We start from the raw sequence: 18,470 nt of genomic DNA, 5'->3' as shown, positions 1-18,470 counted from the left end.
GTCCGCCCAAAAGCCAGCAGACAAAAGCTGACGAACAAAAAACAACAGATAAAAACCAACCGCCAAAAAGCCAGCAGACAAAAGCCGACAGACGAAAATCGGCGGACGGAAACCGGCGAACAGACGGAAAAGCAGATTATGCCTCTCCGTCCAGAAGTGACTCGGGGCGGAGCAGCCCACAGGTCTTGAGCAGGCGGTCGGCCAGTTCGGGGACTCCCTCGGCGGCACGTTTGCGGATCACCTCCAGTGGATTGCGCACGCCGTGGATCGCCGGGGCTCCCGGGTCAACCACGTAAACCGGGATGTCGGGACGCACGCAACGCACCAGCGATGCCGCAGGATAGACCGCCAGCGAAGTCCCGACCACCACCAGGATGTCGGCTCCGGCGGCAAGTTCCGCCGCACGCTCGAATTCGGGAACCGCCTCGCCGAAGAAGACGATATGCGGACGCAGCAGCGACCCGTCCGGAGCCCGGTCGTCGAGACCCTGCTCGACGCCATCGAACGGCAGAATGAGCGACGAATCGGCCGTAGAACGAAGTTTGACAAGCTCCCCGTGCAGGTGGAGGATATGTGTCGAACCCGCCCTTTCGTGCAGATTGTCGACATTCTGGGTGATGACCTGAACGTCGAACGCGCGCTCCAGACCGGCAATGGCCAGGTGGGCGGCATTCGGCTCGGCACGGAGCATCTCGGCACGCCGCTCGTTGTAGAAACGAATGACGCCCTGACGGTTGAACTCAAGCGCTTCGGGGGTGCAGACCTCCTCGATCCGGTAATTCCCCCACGTTCCGTCGGAGCCGCGGAACGTCGCCAAACCGCTGTCGGCGCTGACTCCGGCTCCGGTGAAGACAACAAGCTTTTTCATTGGATGATGTGGTTTCGTCCCGTAAAGGTAGCAAATTTATGGCATAGTTCGTGCAAGATCGGTCCGATGTAAACCAAATAAATATTTTTACACCATGGATCAACAAAAACACACTGCCGAAGACACCCTGACCGATATTTTCGGCTCGAAAGAGATGCGTTCGCCCGCTCCCACGGAATTCATCCCCAAGCACAAAACCGCACCCGAAATCGCCTATCAGATGGTCAAGGACGAGACCTATCCCCAGACCCAGCCACGGCTCAATCTGGCGACATTCGTGACCACCTATATGGACGACTACGCCACACGGCTGATGAACGAAGCCATCAACATCAACTACATCGACGAGACGGAGTATCCGCGCGTCGCGGTGATGTGCGGCCGCTGCCTCAATATCGTGGCCAACATGTGGAACTCGCCCGAAAAGGCCGAATGGAAAACTGGAGCACTGGGCATCGGATCGTCCGAAGCGTGCATGCTGGGCGGTGTGGCCGCATGGCTGCGCTGGCGTGCGCGCCGCAAGGCCGCAGGCAAACCCTTTGACAAACCGAATCTGGTGATGAGCTCCGGATTTCAGGTCGTGTGGGAGAAATTCTGCCAGTTGTGGCAGATCGAGATGCGCACCGTGCCCCTGACGCTCGACCACCCGACGCTCGACATCGACGAGGCGCTGAAGGCCTGCGACGAGAACACCATCTGCATCGTGCCCATCGCCGGTGTGACGTGGACCGGTCTCGACGACGACATCGAGGGTCTCGACAAGGCGCTCGACGCCTACAATGCCCGGACTGGCTACGAAATCCCGATCCACGTCGATGCGGCCTCCGGCGGTTTCATCCTGCCGTTCCTCCGCCCCGAGAAGAAGTGGGACTTCCGGCTCAAATGGGTGCTGTCGATCTCCACGTCGGGCCACAAGTACGGACTGGTATACCCCGGACTGGGATGGGTCGTATGGAAGGACAAGAAGTATCTGCCCGACGAAATGTCGTTCTCGGTCAACTACCTCGGCGCGAGCATCACGCAGGTGGGCCTGAACTTCTCACGCCCGGCGGCGCAGATTCTCGGCCAGTACTACAACTTCATCCGGCTGGGATTCGAGGGATACAAGGAGGTGCAGCAGAATTCGATGGACATAGCCAGGTACTGCCACGAGCAGATCGGCAAGATGCCGTGCTTCAGAAACTACGCCAAGGAGGTCGTCAACCCGCTGTTCATCTGGATGATGGATCCCGAATACGAGAAGAAGGCCAAATGGACGCTCTTCGACCTGCAGGCTGCCTTGCAGCAGAGCGGATGGATGGTCCCGGCATACACCATGCCCAAGAACATCGACCGGATGATCGTCATGCGCGTCGTGGTCCGTCAGGGCATGTCGCGCGACATGGCCGACATGCTTCTGGGAGACATCCGCAATGCCGTGGCCGAGTTCGAGAAGCTCCGCTACCCCACCTCCTCGCGCATCAAGTTCGAGAACGAGGAGCACCAGAAAGGCAAGGTCTATACGCATTGAAACGGCACGGGGTCACCGGACCCCCAAGCGCCGGAACACTCGCGGGCAGAGCGCCCAGCGGAGGGCATGTTCCGGGCGCAGCATCCAACCGAGGCTTCCCAAGCCGCCCCGAAGGGCGCTTTCTCGCGGCTGGAAACGGCTGATTGAACATCCCGGGAACCTTCCCCGCGACACGCGCCCCCTCCGGGCGGCAGGATGCCGGACGGCTCACGCTTCACCCCCGAAGCGGAGCCGTCTTTTTTCATTTGCAGGCCACGGCGCTTCCCGTTCCGCACCGGCCGCCGAAACCCGGCACAGCCGCCACTGGCAGGGCCCGGGGCTGCCGCTGCAGGCCCGACACAACCCGGCACAGCCTCCGCAGGCAGGGCCCAATCTCCGCAAACAAGGTTCGCGCCCGGGCGCCCGGGCCGGACAAACAGCCCCGCAGCGGCACGACGCAACGAACAAAACATAGGGCACACAGGACTTGACGAGCCCGGAAAAAATGTCTATCTTTCGTGCGTTTTATCCCCAACGTCTATGAAAGAAAATTTCGACATTTTTCTGATCATCATGACTCTTCTGGCCGCCGTAGTCTACGCTGCGCTGCACTTCGTAGAGGCGGGCTACGGCTATCTCTTCGACCGCCGCTTCGGGCCGCCCGTACCCAACCGCGTAGGCTGGATGGTGATGGAAGCTCCGGTTTTCATACTCATGTGCGTGCTGTGGGCCTCGTCCGAGAGGATGTGGCAGGCCGGACCGCTGGTGCTGTTCTGCCTGTTTCAGGCCCACTACCTCCAGCGGGCCTTCATCTTCCCGCTGCTGATCCGCGGCAAGGGCCGCATGCCCCTCGGCATCGTCGCGATGGGCATGGTCTTCAACACGCTCAACGCCCTGATGCAGGGAGGCTGGATCTTCTACGTCTCGCCCCCAGACTACTACGCCGGATGGTTCGCACAACCCTACATCTATATCGGCGGAGCCCTGTTCGCGGCAGGGATGGTCATAAACCTCCATTCGGACCACATCATCCGCCACCTCCGCCGCCCGGGCGACACGCGCCACTACATCCCCCGCGGGGGCATGTTCCGCTACGTCTCGTCGGCCAACTACTTCGGCGAACTGCTCGAATGGGTGGGATTCGCCGTGGCTTCGTGGTCGTGGGCCGGAGCGGTCTTCGCATGGTGGACCTTCGCCAACCTCGCGCCGCGCGCCGCGTCGCTGCGCCGACGCTACGAACAGGAGTTCGGCGAAGAGTTTTCGCGCCTCCATCGGAAACGGATCATCCCCTTCGTCTACTGACCGGCCCCAAGAAGCCGGGGCGAATTGCGGGAAGGGCCGCCACGACACGTGCCGCCCGGGGTCGCTCCCGACGCGCGAAATGCCGCGATGCAGGCGGCTGCCGCAGCGCCGCCCGGAATTGCGATCCGGAGTTGTGACCGGTAGCTGCACCCGGATTTGTACCCCCAATTGTTTTCAACCGTCCATTCATAACTGTCAACCCAATGTCCTCTTTACTTTTCACCCCTTATAAGTTAGGTCCCATCACGCTGCGCAACCGCACGATCCGTTCGGCGGCCTTCGAATCCATGGGCAAGGACTTCGGTCCCACCCGCCAGCTCAAGGACTACCACGTCGCCGTGGCCCGCGGCGGTGTGGGCATGACCACACTGGCCTATGCCGCCGTATGTCGCAGCGGACTGTCGTTCAACAAGCAGCTGTGGCTGCGTCCCGAAATCGTCCCCGGGCTGCGCGAAATCACCGACGCCGTGCACCGCGAAGGGGCCGCAGCAGCCATTCAGATCGGGCACTGCGGCAACATGACCCACTGGACCACCGCCGGACAGATACCCATCGGCGCCTCGACGGGATTCAACCTCTACGCCTATACCCCCGTTCGGGGCATGAAGAAACGCGAGATCGAACAGGTGGCCCGCGACTTCGGGACGGCCGTGCGCACGGCCCGCGATGCCGGCTTCGACTCGGTGGAGGTGCACGCCGGGCACGGATACCTCATTTCGCAGTTCCTCTCGCCCTACACCAACCACCGGCACGACGAATACGGTGGTTCGTTCGAAAACCGCATCCGCTTCATGCGCATGTGTCTGGGCGAGGCCGTGGAGGCAGCCCGGTCATGCGGCATGGCGATCACCGTGAAGCACAACATGTACGACGGATTCAAAGGAGGCATCGAGATCCCCGAAAGCATCGAGATCGCAAAAGTCATCGAGTCGTTCGGCGTGGACGGCATCGTCCTCTCGGGCGGTTTTGTCTCGAAGGCCCCGATGGCCGTCATGCGGGGGCTGATACCGATCTACACCATGAGCTACTACTCGCCGCTGTGGCTGCGCTACTTCATCCGCTGGTGCGGCCCCTTGATGATAAAACAGTTCCCATTCGAGGAGTGCTATTTCCTCGAGGACGCCAAAAAATTCCGGGCCGCGCTGAAGGGTCCGCTGATCTATGTCGGGGGACTCGTCAGCCGCCAGGGCATCGACCGCGCGCTGGACGCGGGATTCGAGCTGGTCCAGATGGCCCGGGCACTTGTCAACGACCCGGCATTCGTCGCAAAACTCCGCGAGGGCGATGCGGCGACACGCAGCGCCTGCGACCACCGCAACTACTGCATCGCGCGGATGTACTCCGTGGACATGAAGTGTTGCAAGCACTGCGACAACCTCCCGCGACGGATCGTCGAAGAACTCAAACGCCTGCCGTGATGAAAAGCGAAACAAACACACGACGCGGGGAGTGCGGCGCCTCGCACGCAGACCGTTCCGGAAGCGGCCGCAGCACCGATCGGCGCCGACCGGCGGGGTCCGTCGCCCCGGGAAGCGCCTGGGCACTGGTCACGGGTGCCGGGTCAGGCATCGGACGCTGCTATGCCCTGCGGCTAGCGGCACTGGGTTACAATCTGGTGTTGGCGGGCAACTGCCGCGAACCGCTGGAGGCGGTACGGGACGAGATATGCTCAGCCGGAGCAGCGGCGGACGGCGCCGACCGGAAAGCGGCGTCCTCCACCGCCGGATTTCGGCCCGACGTGCGGATCGTGGAGATCGACCTGGCACGCGTCGATGCCGCCGCAGCATTGTGGGAAGCCGTGCAGCGCGAAGGAGCCGTCGTCGACGTGCTGGTGAACAACGCCGGGATCTTCTCGTTCCGCGACATCCTGCAAACCCCCGCCGAACGCATCGAGCGCATCATCCTGCTGCATGACCTGACGAACACCCAACTGTGCCGGATGGCGGCCGCCGATATGGTGCGCCGCGGCTGTCGGGGCCATATTCTCAACATGTCCTCCTTCTCGCTGTGGATGCCCTTTCCGGGACTGGCCCTGTACAGCGCGTCGAAGGCTTATCTGCGGTCGTTCTCGGTGGCCTTCGCGAAGGAGGTTCGGGAGCACGGCATCCGCGTCACGGCGGTCTGCCCGGCAGGCGTGGCCACCGACCTCTACGGCCTGCCTCCCCGCTGGCAGCACATCGGCACGCGTCTCGGAGTGCTTATCACGGCCGACTCGTGTGCCCGGCGCGGACTGCGCGCCCTGTGGCGGGGACGTCGGTGTATCGTCCCCGACTGGTGGAACCGCATGTGGATCCCCCTCTGCAAGATGCTGCCGATGTGCGTATTGCGTCCGATCCGCAAGTTCACGATGAAATTTCAGAAATAGGCGCTTCGGGCAGAGTGTCCTGCCGCCGGAGGAGGAGGCGTTGTCCGTCATCCGGGCAAAAGGGCACGATCGAAGGAAGCGCAGCGGGCCGAAGCCGGCTCAAAAAAAGAAGTATAACACGAAGAAAAAAACGACAGATCATGAACACAATCAAAACGGTCGTCTTCGACCTCGGAGGCGTGCTGGTCGACCTGGACAAGGACCGCTGCATCGCCGCTTTCCGGACTCTCGGAATGGATGCCGTGGCCGAGTTGATCAACCCCTACTACCCCGCCGAGATGATCGGACGGCTAGAGCGCGGCGACATCTCGTTCGGCGAGGCATGCGAGGAAATGCGCCGTCTGTCGGGCACTCCCCAGGTAAGCGACGAGCAGATCGCCTGGGCTTACGGGGAGTTCCTCGCGGGGATATCCCTCGCGAAGCTCCGTCAGATAGATGCTCTGCGCGGGCGCGGAATCCGGACCTGCGTGCTCTCGAACAACAACCCCGCGTCGATGGAGTACATCCGGCGGATGTTTACGGCCGACGGCAAGGCGATGGACGACTATTTCGACGCCGTCTACCTCTCCTACGAGCTGAACGAACTGAAGCCCTCGGAGGCGATCTTCCGCAAGATGATCGCTGCAGGCGGCATGTGCCCCGAAGAGACGCTCTTCATCGACGACGGACAGAAGAACATCGACACCGCGCAAAGGCTCGGATTCGCGGTTTACATGCCCGGTCCGGGGGAGGATTTCGGCCACATACTCGAAAATCTCAACCTCTACGACGAAATCCGGTAAAATAGCGGCGGGAGCCGAACGAGAGAACCCCTCCGATCGTACGATCAGAGGGGTTCTCGTTTCATCCATTTTCATTGTCTGTCGGAGTGACAGGATTCGAACCTGCGACCCTCTGGTCCCAAACCAGATACGCTACCGGACTGCGCTACACTCCGAACGCTGCGGCTTCCGCCGGATTTTCAATAAAAAAGCAGACTACCCTCTCAAGCAGTCTGCCGATTTGTCGGGGAGACTGGATTCGAACCAGCGACCTCCAACTCCCGAAGCTGGCGCGCTAACCGGACTGCGCTACACCCCGAACAAGTACCCTTATCATTTCTAAGAGCGCACAAAGATAAGTTTAAATTCCGAAAAGACAAAATTATTTCCGAAAAAACATGCTGCAAAAATAACAAACCGCCTCAAAAATCTCATTGCGGAGGATTATCAGGCCGGCCTTCAAGTCTTGCAACAATCTGTTTTCCCGATATTTCAGCCATACGAACTCTCTCCCGCTCCCCCAAAAGCAATTTTCCACAGTCCACTTCGCAGAAACAAGGAACGGAGAGGAGCTGGCAGAAAAGGGGCTGGCGGGAGCGAGCAAGCAGAAGCCGAGGCAAGGAAAAGGGGGCTGGCGGGAGCGAGCAGGCAGGAACCGGGGAACGGGAAGGGAGTTGACGGAAAGAAACCGGCGGGAAAAAACCGGCGGGAAAGGACAAACAGAAAAAGCCGGGAGGTCGGGCGGGAGGAAATGAGGAAATGAGGAAACGCGGAAATATCCGGCTCCGGACCGGACGGTCACAGCCGGTGGTAGTGGCAGTAGAGCAATTCGCCGTCGTCGCCCCGCAGGTGCATGCCCCCGCCCAGGCAGTAACGGAACATCGAGCATGAGGCACATTCGCCCTTGCGGGCCCATTCGCGGTCGCGGAACGGCTCGAAGCGGTTTTGCCACACGTCCCAGAACTTATCCCGGTAGATGTTCCCCTGATGGTAGTTAGCCCGGATCGACGTGCACCCCGAAATGGCCCCGTCGACACGGATCGAAGCCACCGAAACACCTGCGGCGCATTGGTAGAAATGGTCGCGGACCTCAGCCTCGTAACCGCCCAGGAAGCCTTCGCAGGCATAGCTGACCCCAATCCTGCCCTCCTGCCGCGTGCGGCGGATGAACTCCAGCATCTCGCGGAACTGGGCATCGGTCATCCGCAGCGTCGGGTCGTTCTTGGCCCGTCCCATCGGGAAAATCGAAAAGAGCCGCCAATGGCGCACCCCCTCCGCGAGGAGCATGTCGCCGAACGCCTCCAGATGCGGGACCATCGCCCCCGTGACGCAGGTGACCACGTCGTACGACAGCGAGGGTTCGCGCACGATCATCCGCACGGCCTCCAGCGCGCGGTCGTAACTGCGGGGATTCCCGCGGATATAGTTGTGCTCGCGCTCGAAACCGTCGAGGCTCACCGAGACCGTTTTCAGCCCCGCATCGAGCAGACGCCCGAACCGTTCCGGGGTCAGGGCCATGCCGTTGGTCACCATGCCCCACGGATAGCCGCGGCGCGTAACCGCGGCACCCGCCTCCTCCAGGTCCGCACGGACGAGCACTTCGCCCCCCGAGAAGATGATCAGCACATCGACGGGATCGACATGGGGCGTCACCTCCTCGTCGAGCACCTGCAGAAAATCAGCCAGCGGCATGTCCGCCACGCCGGGATCCACCCGGCAGTCGCTGCCGCAATGGCGGCACGAGAGGTTGCAGCGCAGCGTGCACTCCCAGAAAAGCGTATCCAGACGATGCTCGCGCACCGTCGAAGCATAGAGATCGGAAAAAATATTGAGGGCCAAACGTTTGCGAAGACCCAACCGGCGGCGTGACATGATCTATTTCGTGTCGACGGAAGGGTCCTCCTCCTGCGGACGTTCGGCCACGGGAGGCAGCGAATCGGGACGGCCGCGTTCCAGGCGTTTGAGCCGCTCGTTGTGGATGCTGTCCCGGTGGGGTGTAGGCACGCCGTACATGACCACCACGCGGCGGGGAAATTCGGAGTATCCCTTTACGGCCGTCGTATCGACATCCTGCCTCTTCGCATCCTCCTTCCGGGGAGCGTTTTTCACCGACGAGCAGGCTGCGGAGAAGCCCAGGAGGGCTGCCAGTGCGAGTTTCAGATTTCTATTCATAACGCCATGAGGTTAACATTCTCAATGCAAAGATAGAAATTTTCCGCATAAGACGAAAAAACATGCCAAAAAGTTTTGAAAGCCAACGATTTTTATTTTACTTTGCCGAACAAATTAACATTTTAATTCTCTAATTTTTATGACAGGTAAGGTAAAATGGTTCGATAGCAAGAAAGGCTACGGATTCATTACGGCGGAGAACGGAAAAGAGATTTTCGTACACTTCTCGGGCATCGCAAAGGATGGCTTCAAGTCGCTCAACGAAGGTCAGGCGGTCGAGTTCGAAGTTGGCTCCGGCGCCAAGGGAGAACAGGCTATTAACGTAACTGTAGTTGAGTAATCACGCAAACTATAAGTACAAGAGTGCAAAAAAGGAGGTCCCCGACTCACAAGGTGGTCTCCTTTTTTCTTGCCCGTTTGAAAAAAAAACAGTACTTTTGGGCGTCCGAAATCGAAAAAAAGGTTCTCAAAACATAAAAAACCTATCAAAAACATGAAAGAAGCAATCGCAATTCTGACCGGCGGCGGACCGGCTCCCGGCATGAATACCGTAGTGGGCAGTGTCGCCAAAACGTTCCTGCGCAAAGGCTATCGCGTCATCGGCCTGCACGAAGGATACACGGGACTGTTCAACCCCTCGCCCCGCACCGTAGACATCGACTACCCGATGGCCGACGGCATCTTCAACCAGGGAGGTTCGTTCCTGCAGATGAGCCGTTTCAAACCCAAGGACTCGGATTTCGAGAACAATTTCAACCTCAAGTTCTTCACCGACAACAACATCAAACTGCTGGTGACCGTCGGCGGCGACGACACGGCTTCGACCGCCAACCGTATCGCCAAGTTCCTGGAGGCAAAGAAATACCCCATCGCCAACATCCACGTGCCGAAGACCATCGACAACGACCTGCCCCTCCCCAAGGGAACGCCGACGTTCGGATACGAATCGGCCAAGGACAAGGGTGCCGTCATCGCCCGCGCCGTCTATGTCGACGCACGCACGAGCGGAAACTGGTTCGTGCTGGCTGCCATGGGCCGCTCGGCCGGACACTTGGCATTCGGTATCGGTGAGGCTTGCCACTACCCGATGATCGTCATCCCCGAGATGTTCGACAAGACAGAGATCACCGTCGAGAAGATCGTCAACCTGGTGATTTCGTCGATCATCAAGCGTAAGATCATGGGCATGGACTACGGTGCTGCCGTGATTTCCGAAGGCGTGTTCCACGCTCTGTCGGACGAGGAGATCCGCAAGAGCGGCATCCACTTCACCTACGACGAGCACGGACATCCCGAACTGGGCAAGGTTTCGAAGGCACACATCTTCAACGAGATGATCGAGATGAAGCTCAAGGAGCTGGGTCTCAAGGTCAAGAGCCGCCCCGTGGAACTGGGCTACGAGATCCGCTGCCAGACCCCGATCGCCTACGACCTGACCTACTGCTCGGAGCTGGGTATCGGCGTGCACAAGCTCTTCGCCGAGGGCAAGACGGGCTGCATGGTCTACGTGGATTCGGAGGGCAATGTCTCGCCGCTCTACCTCAAGGACCTGCAGGATCCCACAACGGGCAAGATTCCGCCCCGTCTGGTGGACATCCAGTCGGACAAATTCACGTCGGTGGTGGAGAACATCATCAACGCCATCACGCCGGCCGACTACGAAGCTGCCAAGGCATACGTCCCCAATCCCGAGGAGTATGACTTCCACAAGATCCTGAACTGGAAATAATCCAAGAACGATCCGATAAAATCCCGGAAAGCGCTTGCGCGGACTTTCCGGGATTTTACGTATCACACACTTTACCGAAAACCAATCATGAAACAAACCCAGGAACCGGTGTTCGAGCCGATGCCCGAAACACCTGCGGAGCCGGAATCCCCAACTCCCAAACCCGCCGGACAGCCGGCGGAATCGCTCGCCGAAGCGAAAAAGAACATCCTCGTCGGTCTGCTGTGGTGCATCGGCGGACTGGCTTTCAGCTTCATCTCCTACTACCTCACCGAGGCCGGAGGCCGCTACATCGTCGCCACGGGAGCTATTCTCTGGGGTGCCTGGCAGGCGATCAGAGGATGGTACATCTGGCTGAAAATCAAATACAGCGCGGGTGAATACGCCGCATTCTGGCGCATGCTTGCGGCGGCCGTCTGCACCGTCCTGCTCATCGGATACCTCACGGTGCTCTCCACACAGCTGGTGAACGAAAGCGGCGAACTGGTGCTGCTCGACGACGAACAGACCTACGACTGCCCGGACCTCGGGCTGCGAATCCGGATTCCCGCCGGATACACCGCCGTGGAAGAGGAGGCAGAGCCCGAAACCGACTCGACCTATGCCCGTTACACGATGTACGTTCTCGACGGCCAATGGGAGTTCAACATCGACGCCCTGCAAAACGCGATCGAAACGGACGTGGAGAACGTCGCCGACCTCTCGGACTTCTGCCAGAGCCGCGACTCGGCCTACTACGACGGCGGAATCATCAAGGCTTCGCGTCCCTTCACGGCGAACGGCATCGACATGCTGCGCAGCGAAGGCCGCCGGACGGAATACCCGGGATTTGTCTTCACGAACTACGACCTGAAACAGGGGCAGTCGCTCATCACCATCGGGATCAGCTTCCCGGCGGACGAATACGGCAAAACCTCGACGCTCCAGCGCATCGAGGGGCTGCTCCAAGGGATCGAACTGACAGAACCGACCGAATAGGAACATTCGCACCATCGACAAAGGCGGGCCCGGCGGGTCCGCCTTTTTTCATCCGAAGAGCATGGGCCCGGGAGCCGGCAGCGCGGGACCCGCCGGATGGAGGTCCAGAATCTCCAGCCCGCGGCCGAGGGCGCGGCGGAGGGTGTAATGCGTGCCGCCGGGCGTGCCGTCGTACCAGGCAACCAGCACCCGGACATGGTCGACGAGGTAATTGTTGCGGACGGCATAGCAACCCCGGTGGTAGACCGGGGAGAGGACCACGCTATCGGCGGCTTCGGCCAGCACACGGACGAAGCGGTCGCGGTCGGCCGGGCAGAAGCGCGTCTCCTGCCCCCGGAACGGAACCACGGCAACAAGCCGCACGTCTGCATGCCGACGCCCCAGTTCCAGCACGGCCTCGGCGGCGGCCAAATCGAATCCAACGGCCATGCCGCTCAAAAAGGTGCGGAAACCCCGGTCGTAGAGGGTCTCCAGCGTCCGACGCAGGATGTCGGCAGCCTCGCCGCGATAGGTGCGGTGGCCGGTAAAGGCGACGGATGTGCGGGGATCGGTGATCATGTGTCCAAAGGTAAGGTTTTGGCCCGGACTTTGCAAGCCTCATCCGTGCATTTAAACGCTTAACGACTATGAAAAACACAGGAATTGCCATCGTATCGCTCGTGGGCGGCATGATCATCGGCTCGGCCCTCACAATGCTCTTCACCCCTCAGTCCGGTCCGGAACTGCGGCAGAAAATCAAGGATTCGCTCGACGAGGAGATCGACAAGATGAAAGACAAACTCGGAAAAGTCGAGAAGGAGATCGAGGAAGCCCGCTGCAAATGCGACGAAAAATGACCCTCGCGGCACGCCACAACGATGGGGAATAAACCTTCCGGCGGCCATTTCATCGCCGCACTGCTCTTTTTCGCAACAACGGCGGGCATTGCCATCCTGCTGCTGCTCCTGGCGCTGGTCATCTGGCTTTCGTCCGTCACGGGTTCGGTCATCGCCTCGGCGCTGATCGCAGGCGGCTTTTTCGCCGTCCTCGCTCTGCTCGTCTATCTGTTCGCGATCCGCAATGCCGTGGAACAGATCCGCAGGCAGGCCGATACGGTTTACGAGGTGGCCCGCAGCGTGCAGACGGGCTACGAATGGATCGCCGGAAAGGTTTCTCTGTTTCTGAAACTCCGCGAGGAGTTGCTGAAAAATTGAAAAATCCGGAGCAGCAGATGCTGCTCCGGATTTTTCAATAGCGCCACGGCCGAATGTGTCACAGCGGCGCATCCACGTAGACATATACCTTCGTATAGCTCTCATTCATACGCAGAAAGAGTTCGAAACTTTCGTCAGCCATCCAGTAGTTGAGCCGGAATACCAGTTTTCCGCCGCGCCGCTCACATACTATTTTCTCGTTGCCATGGAAAACGTATTCGGCAGCGCCGTCCGGCAGCGACAACGACACCTCCTGTCCGAGATAGTCGATGTCGGAACTGGTGATCCGCAACACCGTACTCCCGTATTCGGGCAGTTTATAGGGCTTGGGCCGGTCGATAACGTACCGGATCGCTGCACCGACGGTCTTGGACTCCTCCATAAGCGGCGACACCACATAGATCTTCAGGTAATTCACCGCCTGATCCCCGATGGACATGGCGTGATTTCCGGAGGGGAACGCCATCAACGCCCCCGGACGCACGGCCACGTAGCCATGACCGACCTGCACGGCGGCCGTCGACGTACCCGTCACCAGCGACTTGGGCGTAATGGCACCCAGACCGCTGACCTTACCGAGCGCATAAAGAACGCAATTGTCTCCGCTCACGAAATTCTGCGCCTTGTCGATATAGATACCCGAATCGTCAAGTATGGTTTTGCCGTTGTTTTCGTCCATCATATTGAGGGAAACGGTCCCTTCGGGATCGCCGGGAATCTTGTCGTCTGAACAGGAAGAGGCACCGACCGCGAATGCCGCAAGAAGCAGCGGCAGGAGGATCTTTTTCATTGCAAAAATCAGTTTAAGTTACATGTAGCCGCGGCAAAGGTATAAAAAAAAAGCGGATCCGCAAAGGATCCGCTCCATGATTCCCTGAACGGGAAATTATTTGCCGAAATAGCGTTTGTAGAGGCCTTCGAAGCCTTTGCCGTGACGGGCCTCGTCCTTGGCCATCTCGTGGACGGTATCGTGGACGGCGTCGAGGTTTTCCTCCTTCGCCAAACGAGCCAGGCGCATCTTGTCCTCGCAGGCACCGCACTCGGCATTCATGCGCTTTTCGAGGTTGGTCTTGGTGTCCCACACGACCTCGCCGATCAGCTCGGCGAACTTCGAGGCATGCTCGGCCTCCTCCCAGGCGTAACGCTTGTAAGCCTCGGCGATCTCGGGATAACCCTCGCGGTCGGCCTGACGGCTCATTGCCAGATACATGCCCACCTCGGTGCACTCGCCCATGAAATGATTCTGAAGGCCCTCCCAGAGTTCCTTGCTGGCGCCCTTGCCGTCGCCGATCTTGTGTACCGTTACGAAATCCAGGTCGCCCTCGGACTCAACCAGTTCTACGAACTTCTCTTTGCCGACCTTGCACATCGGGCACTGATCGGGAGCCTCGGGACCTTCGTGAATGTAACCGCATACGGTACAACGCCATTTCTTTGCCATAATTTTCTACTGTTTAATGTGTGTGTGTGTGATTGTGTTCTGTTTGCGATGCAAAGATAGTAATTCGGAGCAAAGCACGTATCAATTTCCGATTGTCTTTTCTGATGCAGCAATAACATTTACTTATAGTCGCCCTGCAAGCCCCGACAAACAGCCTCCAGGCGCACGCACGCCGCCCCCAAAAGCAGCCGTCTTGTGCCGGGCGCAGAACCGGTCCGGGGTCGTCCGGGCCGTGGTCTCTCCGAAGAAGGGCACCGGAACACTCCGGGTCGTGGTCCATCCGAAGAAGGACACCGGAACGCTCCGGGTCGTGGTCCTCCGAAGAAAGGCGGCACCGGACGCCGGGTCAGGCGTGGCGGTCGATCACCTCCTCGATATGGGGGACATCGGTCGAATCCTTCACCAGCACCCGCTTGTTGCGGTCCAACAGGTACAGGGCCGGAATGGCATGCAGGTTGTACAGGTTCTTTTCGCGGATGACGCATCCCTTGTCGTAGGCATTGATCCACGACGCCGGAATGTGGTCGCGGTAGTTGTGCCACTCCGTAAGGTCCTCGTCCGGATAGAGGGTCAGCACCTTCAGCCGCCCCCGCTCGATCATCTCCGAAAGCATCGGCGAGGAGGAGATCGCCTCGCGGATTTCACGGCACATCGCGCAGCCGGGATTGTTGATGAACAGCAGCACGTATTCGGCATTCAGTCCGTAGAGCGTCCCCGAGGCGCCCGAGGCGAGTGTATAGCGGAAATCGTTGGCCGGCTCTCCCAGGCGGTTCTGCAGGGCCAGATTGAGCTCATACTGCGGAGCGATGCGTTCGTAGTCGTTGTAGAAGGGACTGGCGAGCTGCGCCCGGAGCACGGGAATGTAGAACTCGTCGTTGCGCAGCGGCGAGTTGGGGTCGTACAGCACCGTCGCGGCGAGCATCGCGAAATAGTCGAGCATCGGCTTCGACGACGAAGCCCGGTGCATGAGCGAATCCATCGGTGCGGAATCTGCCGGACGGTCGGAAAGCACCGCAATGTAGCGCGCAAAGGCCTCGATCATCTGCAGCGTGTCGGCTTCGGAGACGAAAAGCGAGTCGGAGAAGTCGAAACGGTCCCAATAGTGGCTGCGGAGATAGTCGCGCTGCTCGTCGGGAGCAAGTCCCGCAGGGGCGATGGCCGGGAGAAAAACCCGCGGACTGGGTGCGGGAGCCGCACTCTCCGGCGAGGATGCGCTCCGGCGGCGACCGCACGAGGCGACGCACAGGACTGTCAGGAGGAGGATCAGGATGCGTTGCATGGGCTTGAAGGTTATTTACACAGGCAAAGATAGAAATTTCCGGCAACAATCCTGCTCCCGAAGGCTACAAAGGAGGCCGTCCGGCGGTTTTGCACGGTAGTTGCAACACTCAACAGCGACAAAAAACCAAATCAACCAAATCAAGTCATTATGGATGTAAAGAAAACTACCACAAGCACAGGGTTCAAATTGAGTGTCATGACACTGGCAATTATGAACGTGACTGCCGTAGTGAGTCTGCGCGGACTGCCGGCCGAAGCGGTCTACGGACTTTCGTCGGCATTCTACTACCTGTTTGCAGCCATCGTGTTTCTGATCCCGACGGCGATGGTCGCCGCCGAACTGGCCGCGATGTTCTCCGACAAGCAGGGCGGTGTGTTCCGCTGGGTCGGCGAAGCCTACGGCGCCCGCACGGGATTCCTCGCAATCTGGCTGCAATGGACCGAATCGACGATCTGGTACCCGACGGTGCTGACCTTCGGCGCCGTGTCGATCGCCTTCATCGGCATGAACGACACGCACGACGAGATGCTGGCCTCGAACAAGCTGTTCACGCTCTGCGTCGTGCTGGCCATCTACTGGATCGCAACGTTCGTCGCCCTGAAGGGCCTCGGATGGGTCGGAAAAATCAGCAAATGGGGCGGTATGATCGGTACGGTCATTCCCGCGGGACTGCTGATCGTGCTGGGTGTCATCTACGTGGCCACCGGCGGACACAACCACATGGACATGTCGCAGGGATTCTTCCCCGATCTGTCGAAATTCGACAACCTCGTGCTGGCAAGCAGTATCTTCCTCTTCTATGCAGGTATGGAGATGATGGGTATCCACGTCATGGACGTGAAGAACCCCTCGCGAAACTACCCCAAGGCCATCCTCATGGGTTCGCTGGTCACGGTGGTGATCTTCATCCTGGGAACCTTCTCGCTGGGACTGATCATCCCCGCCAAGGACATCAGCCTCACGCAGTCGCTGCTGGTTGGATTTGACAACTACTTCCACTACCTCCACATGTCGTGGGCCGGGCCGATCATCGCCGTCGCCCTGATGTTCGGCGTGCTCGCAGGCGTGCTGACCTGGGTGGCAGGCCCCTCGAAGGGTATCTTCGCCGTGGGAAAGGCCGGCTATCTGCCCCCGTTCTTCCAGAAAACCAACAAACACGGCGTACAGAAGAATATCCTGCTGATCCAGGGTTGTGTCGTGACGCTGCTCTCGCTGCTCTTCGTCGTGATGCCCTCGGTGCAGTCGTTCTACCAGATCCTCTCGCAGCTGACCGTGCTGCTCTACCTGATCATGTACATGCTGATGTTCGCGGCAGGCATCACCCTGCGCTACAAGATGAAAAACACTCCCCGGCCGTTCCGTCTGGGCAAAAGCAACGGCCTGATGTGGTTCATCGGAAGCCTCGGATTCCTCGGTTCGCTGCTGGCCTTCATCCTGAGCTTCGTGCCGCCCAGCCAGATTACGACCGGCAGCAACGCCGTCTGGTTCTCGGTGCTGATCATCGGCTGCGTGGTGGTCGTTATCGCCCCATTCGTCATCTACTCCATGCGCAAACCCTCGTGGAAAGACCCCGAAGCCGCCGCCGATTTCGCTCCCTTCCATTGGGAGGAGCAGGCCGGGGCGGCAGCGCCCGCCGCAGCTCCGGCAGCCGCGAAAGCGTCGCCGGCCACAACCAAGTCAAACGGCAACAAATAACATCCGGGCCTGCGGTTCTCACTCTCCCAAACTCCCGCCCTTGCGCCGGGGAGGGAGTTCGGAGCAGGTCGGGTCTGCAGTCGCGGCATCGCGCCGTGACTGCGACCGACGACCGCAGACACACAGGTCCAATTAAAATCCATATTCCATCATGATTCAGAAAATCGACAAGAAAGCGGTTCAGGATGCCGTGCAGATGGCATACGAGCGCTGCAAGAACGAAACCGGCGGCAAAAACGCCGACTATATCCCTTATCTGGCCGATGTGCCCTCGAACCTATTCGGCATCGCGGCCTGTCTTCCCGACGGCGAGGTGGTGGCCGCGGGCGACACGGACTACAAATTCGGCATCGAATCGGTGTCGAAGGTCCCCACGGCGATCCTGGCCATGAACCAGTACGGCGGCCGGGAGGTGCTCGACAAAATCGGCGCCGACGCCACGGGACTACCCTTCAACTCGATCATGGCCATCCTGCTCGAAAACGACCACCCCTCGACACCACTGGTGAACGCCGGGGCCATTTCGGCCTGCTCGATGATCAAGCCCGTGGGTGACAGCGACGGCAAATGGAATGCCATCGTCTCGTTCATCGCCGACATGGCGGGATCGGACGTGGCGGTGATCGACGAACTCTACAAGTCGGAATCGGCGACCAACTTCAACAACAAGTCGATCGCGTGGCTGCTCAGGAACTACAACCGCATCTACGACGACCCCGACATGGCGCTGGACATCTACACGCGCCAGTGCTCGATCGGCGTGACGGCCCGGCAGCTGGCAACGATGGCCGCGACGATTGCCAACAGCGGCGTGAATCCCGTGACCGGCAAGGCCGTGTTCAAACCCGAGCTGACTCCCAGGATCGTCTCGATGATGGCGACCGTGGGTTTCTACGAGCACACGGGCGACTGGCTCTTCACGACAGGGCTTCCGGCCAAGACCGGCGTGGGCGGCGGCATCATGGGCGTCGTGCCGGGTGTGATGGGCGTTGCGGCATTCGCTCCTCCGCTCGACGGGGCCGGCAACTCGGTGAAGGCCCAGAAGGCACTGGCCTTCATCGCCGGGCACCTCAACCTCAACCTCTTCGGCACGACGCGCTGTGTGATGGCCGAAAAAGAGGCCGCAAAGGTGCATAAAGAGCCCGCAAAGGTGTAGAACGCCCGGCAAAGGTGTAGAACATCTGGCAAAGGCGCG

19 protein-coding genes and 2 tRNA genes are annotated in these 18,470 nt (G+C 59.8%); 12 read left to right on the top strand and 9 right to left on the bottom strand.

The window, feature by feature from the left end:
- Positions 1–136: 136 nt before the first annotated feature.
- Positions 137–868 (bottom strand): Sir2 family NAD-dependent protein deacetylase, encoded by a 732-nt coding sequence (locus QZ460_RS07255; protein WP_290540907.1) that lies wholly within the window; start codon positions 866–868, stop codon positions 137–139.
- Positions 869–962: 94 nt separating this feature from the next.
- Between QZ460_RS07255 and QZ460_RS07250 the strand changes: the two genes are divergently transcribed.
- The 5 genes from QZ460_RS07250 to QZ460_RS07230 all read left to right on the top strand — a co-directional run bounded on the left by QZ460_RS07250 (position 963) and on the right by QZ460_RS07230 (position 6,806).
- Positions 963–2,378: a glutamate decarboxylase gene (locus QZ460_RS07250; protein WP_290540906.1), complete on the top strand. Its 1,416-nt coding sequence runs from the start codon at positions 963–965 to the stop codon at positions 2,376–2,378.
- 519 nt (positions 2,379–2,897) lie between these two features.
- Positions 2,898–3,659: a DUF1295 domain-containing protein gene (locus tag QZ460_RS07245; RefSeq protein ID WP_290540905.1), complete on the top strand. Its 762-nt coding sequence runs from the start codon at positions 2,898–2,900 to the stop codon at positions 3,657–3,659.
- Between the two features lie 203 nt (positions 3,660–3,862).
- Positions 3,863–5,077: an NADH:flavin oxidoreductase gene (locus tag QZ460_RS07240; RefSeq protein ID WP_290540904.1), complete on the top strand. Its 1,215-nt coding sequence runs from the start codon at positions 3,863–3,865 to the stop codon at positions 5,075–5,077.
- Positions 5,077–6,024: an SDR family NAD(P)-dependent oxidoreductase gene (locus QZ460_RS07235; RefSeq protein ID WP_290540903.1), complete on the top strand. Its 948-nt coding sequence runs from the start codon at positions 5,077–5,079 to the stop codon at positions 6,022–6,024. Before QZ460_RS07240 ends, QZ460_RS07235 begins: the two co-directional genes overlap by 1 nt.
- Before the next feature lie 140 nt (positions 6,025–6,164).
- Positions 6,165–6,806, top strand: coding sequence for an HAD family phosphatase (locus tag QZ460_RS07230; RefSeq protein WP_290540902.1), 642 nt, complete (start codon positions 6,165–6,167; stop codon positions 6,804–6,806).
- An 81-nt stretch (positions 6,807–6,887) separates the two neighbouring features.
- On the opposite strand, the gene QZ460_RS07225 is transcribed toward QZ460_RS07230, so the two are convergent.
- From QZ460_RS07225 to QZ460_RS07210, 4 genes are all read right to left on the bottom strand, one after another.
- Positions 6,888–6,961: transfer RNA gene (locus QZ460_RS07225), tRNA-Pro, on the bottom strand.
- Between the two features lie 68 nt (positions 6,962–7,029).
- Positions 7,030–7,104, bottom strand: a tRNA-Pro gene (locus tag QZ460_RS07220).
- A gap of 479 nt (positions 7,105–7,583) precedes the next feature.
- Complete coding sequence (locus tag QZ460_RS07215) at positions 7,584–8,657, bottom strand: TIGR04133 family radical SAM/SPASM protein (protein WP_290540901.1); 1,074 nt, start codon at positions 8,655–8,657, stop codon at positions 7,584–7,586.
- 3 nt (positions 8,658–8,660) lie between these two features.
- Positions 8,661–8,957 (bottom strand): hypothetical protein, encoded by a 297-nt coding sequence (locus QZ460_RS07210; protein WP_290540900.1) that lies wholly within the window; start codon positions 8,955–8,957, stop codon positions 8,661–8,663.
- 139 nt (positions 8,958–9,096) lie between these two features.
- On the opposite strand from QZ460_RS07210, the gene QZ460_RS07205 reads away from it, so the two are divergent.
- The 3 genes from QZ460_RS07205 (at position 9,097) to QZ460_RS07195 (ending at position 11,664) form a co-directional block, all read left to right on the top strand.
- Entirely contained in the window at positions 9,097–9,297 is a 201-nt protein-coding gene (locus QZ460_RS07205) for a cold-shock protein (protein WP_290540899.1), read from the top strand.
- A gap of 153 nt (positions 9,298–9,450) precedes the next feature.
- Entirely contained in the window at positions 9,451–10,686 is a 1,236-nt protein-coding gene (locus QZ460_RS07200; RefSeq protein ID WP_290540898.1) for a 6-phosphofructokinase, read from the top strand.
- Positions 10,687–10,773: 87 nt separating this feature from the next.
- Positions 10,774–11,664: a hypothetical protein gene (locus tag QZ460_RS07195; protein WP_290540897.1), complete on the top strand. Its 891-nt coding sequence runs from the start codon at positions 10,774–10,776 to the stop codon at positions 11,662–11,664.
- A gap of 48 nt (positions 11,665–11,712) precedes the next feature.
- On the opposite strand, the gene QZ460_RS07190 is transcribed toward QZ460_RS07195, so the two are convergent.
- Positions 11,713–12,222: an SLOG family protein gene (locus QZ460_RS07190; protein ID WP_290540896.1), complete on the bottom strand. Its 510-nt coding sequence runs from the start codon at positions 12,220–12,222 to the stop codon at positions 11,713–11,715.
- 68 nt (positions 12,223–12,290) lie between these two features.
- On the opposite strand from QZ460_RS07190, the gene QZ460_RS07185 reads away from it, so the two are divergent.
- Positions 12,291–12,500, top strand: a complete 210-nt coding sequence (locus tag QZ460_RS07185; RefSeq protein ID WP_290540895.1) for a YtxH domain-containing protein — start codon at positions 12,291–12,293, stop codon at positions 12,498–12,500.
- 21 nt (positions 12,501–12,521) lie between these two features.
- Complete coding sequence (locus tag QZ460_RS07180; protein ID WP_290540894.1) at positions 12,522–12,857, top strand: hypothetical protein; 336 nt, start codon at positions 12,522–12,524, stop codon at positions 12,855–12,857.
- A gap of 58 nt (positions 12,858–12,915) precedes the next feature.
- On the opposite strand, the gene QZ460_RS07175 is transcribed toward QZ460_RS07180, so the two are convergent.
- The 3 genes from QZ460_RS07175 to QZ460_RS07165 form a co-directional block, all read right to left on the bottom strand.
- Positions 12,916–13,647 (bottom strand): DUF5036 family protein, encoded by a 732-nt coding sequence (locus tag QZ460_RS07175; protein ID WP_290540893.1) that lies wholly within the window; start codon positions 13,645–13,647, stop codon positions 12,916–12,918.
- Positions 13,648–13,743: 96 nt separating this feature from the next.
- Positions 13,744–14,298, bottom strand: coding sequence for an NADH peroxidase (locus QZ460_RS07170; RefSeq protein WP_290540892.1), 555 nt, complete (start codon positions 14,296–14,298; stop codon positions 13,744–13,746).
- A gap of 346 nt (positions 14,299–14,644) precedes the next feature.
- On the bottom strand, positions 14,645–15,577 hold the full coding sequence (locus QZ460_RS07165; RefSeq protein WP_290540891.1) for a DUF5106 domain-containing protein: 933 nt from the start codon (positions 15,575–15,577) through the stop codon (positions 14,645–14,647).
- Between the two features lie 150 nt (positions 15,578–15,727).
- Here QZ460_RS07165 and gadC point away from each other — a divergent pair, with 150 nt between their 5' ends.
- Both gadC and glsA read left to right on the top strand, forming a co-directional pair.
- Positions 15,728–17,275, top strand: a complete 1,548-nt coding sequence (gene gadC / locus QZ460_RS07160) for a putative glutamine/gamma-aminobutyrate antiporter GadC (RefSeq protein ID WP_366934997.1) — start codon at positions 15,728–15,730, stop codon at positions 17,273–17,275.
- 151 nt (positions 17,276–17,426) lie between these two features.
- Entirely contained in the window at positions 17,427–18,431 is a 1,005-nt protein-coding gene (gene glsA, locus QZ460_RS07155; protein WP_290540889.1) for a glutaminase A, read from the top strand.
- The last annotated feature ends 39 nt before the right edge of the window (positions 18,432–18,470 follow it).

This window comes from Alistipes sp. (genome assembly GCF_020026455.1).
In the GTDB taxonomy this organism is placed as follows: Bacteria; Bacteroidota; Bacteroidia; order Bacteroidales; family Rikenellaceae; genus Alistipes.
The sequence above is the reverse complement of the archived record's forward strand: the minus strand, read 5'-3'. Positions and strand labels throughout refer to the sequence as shown.